Below are 2,161 nucleotides of genomic sequence, written 5' to 3' on the forward strand. Positions count from 1 at the left end.
GCGTGCTGGTGGCGGGTCCTTCGCTGACCATGGAAGAGCTGCAAACTACCCTGGCTGACCTGGACAAACTGACCGACCAGCGCGTGGATCTCATGACCGTGATGGAGTCGCGCCTCTTCGACCAGAAGATCAAGAAAATGATGGTTCCCACCCAGGAACCGGTGGCCGGTGGCAATCTGGGCTCACCTTTCGGCTGGCGCATTGACCCGATGAACGGGCGCTCCGCCTTGCACACCGGCCTGGATTTCCCGTCCGAGCCGGGTACCGCGATTCTTGCCGCCGCAGGCGGTGTGGTCGTCACGCAGGAATACCACCCCGCCTACGGCAACATGGTGGAAATCGACCACGGCAACGAACTCGTCACACGCTACGCCCATGCGTCCCGCGTGCTGGTCAAAAAAGGCGACCTGATCAAGCGCGGCCAGAAGATTGCAGAAGTGGGCACCACGGGCCGTTCCACCGGTCCGCACCTGCATTTCGAGGTGCTGGTCCAGGGCGTCTTCCAGGACCCGCAAAAATTCCTGACCGCAGGGCAAAAACTGCCCGGGCCCACGGTGGCAGCGGTTTCTCCGCGGCCGGCTGTGCCGGCTCCCCAGCTGCCGCGCCCCCACTAGGCGCTTGCCGCTGCCGTGCCACGTRCACGGCTTTTGGCTTGCCGCTGCGGTTTTACGGCGGCGGGCCATGCGACTCCCTTGGCAGAGTTAAAATCAGGGGTTTGGGCCCAGTTGAAGTAACTGTTGGCGCCCACACCTAGGTTCCGTACACAAAAAGGGATTTCGGCCGCATTGCCTAGCTCGCGGGAGCGGTCAAAGGCGGCCTCGCATTTATGGCTTCCAACATCCTGACCAAAATTTTCGGCAGCCGCAACGACCGCCTGCTCAAAACCTACCGCAAAACCGTAGAACGCATCAATGCGCTGGAACTCGAGTATGAGAAGCTGAGCGACGACCAGCTGCGCACCAAAACCCAGGAATTCAAAGACCGGGTGACCGCAGGCGAAGAACTCGATGCCATTCTTCCTGAAGCTTTTGCCGTGGTCCGGGAGGGCAGCAAACGCGTCATGAAGATGCGTCACTTTGATGTGCAACTGCTGGGCGGCATGTCGCTGCACAACGGCAAGATTTCCGAAATGCGCACCGGCGAGGGCAAGACCCTCACCGCCACGCTGCCGGTCTACCTCAACGCGCTGACCGGAAAAGGCGTGCATGTGGTGACAGTCAATGACTACCTGGCCAGCCGCGACGCGCGCTGGATGGGCAAGCTCTACAACTTCCTGGGCCTCACCGTCGGCATCAACCTGCCCAACATGTCGCGCGAGGAAAAGCAGGCGGCCTACGGCTCCGACATCACCTACGGCACCAACAACGAATACGGCTTTGACTACCTGCGCGACAACATGGTCTACGAGGTGGCAGACCGCGTGCAGCGCGGCCTGAATTACGCCATCGTTGACGAGGTCGATTCGATCCTGATCGACGAAGCCCGCACGCCGCTCATCATCAGCGGCCAGGCTGAAGACCACACCGAGATGTACCTGGCGATGAACAAGGTCGTGCCCTTGCTGACGCGCCAGGAAGGCGAAGCCGATCCGCGCACTGGCGAAGGCGTGACCAAGCCCGGCGACTACACCATCGACGAGAAAACCCACCAGGTCTTCCTGACCGAGCAGGGTCATGAGAACGCCGAGCGCCTGCTGTTCAACCTGGGCCTGATCCCCGAAGGCGCCACGCTGTACGATCCGGCCAATATTTCGCTGATGCATCACCTGTATGCAGCGCTGCGCGCCAACCTGCTTTACCACCGCGACCAGCACTATGTGGTGCAGGACGGCGAGGTCGTGATCGTTGACGAATTCACCGGCCGCCTGATGTCGGGCCGCCGCTGGAGCGACGGCCTGCACCAGGCTGTCGAAGCCAAGGAAGGCGTGCAGATCCAGGCTGAGAACCAGACGCTGGCCTCCATCACCTTCCAGAACTATTTCCGCCTGTACAGCAAGCTGGCCGGCATGACCGGAACGGCCGACACCGAAGCCTACGAATTCCAGGAAATCTACGGCCTCGAAACCACTGTCATCCCGCCCAACCGCGTCAGCCGCCGCGACGACCAGCTGGACCGCGTCTACAAGACTACCCGCGAGAAGTACGAAGCTGCGATCAAGGAC

At 61.5% G+C, this 2,161-nt stretch carries 2 protein-coding genes; both read left to right on the plus strand.

The features are described 5' to 3' along the window. Positions 1-614 (plus strand): M23 family metallopeptidase (locus AC1DWI_RS20585; RefSeq protein ID WP_477725619.1); only part of this gene is annotated, 614 nt, incomplete at its 5' end. A gap of 212 nt (positions 615-826) precedes the next feature. Continuing rightward, on the plus strand, positions 827-2,161 hold a 1,335-nt coding region (locus AC1DWI_RS20590), incomplete at its 3' end, for a preprotein translocase subunit SecA (RefSeq protein ID WP_477725620.1).

This window comes from Polaromonas sp. P3_C2, from assembly GCF_056402675.1.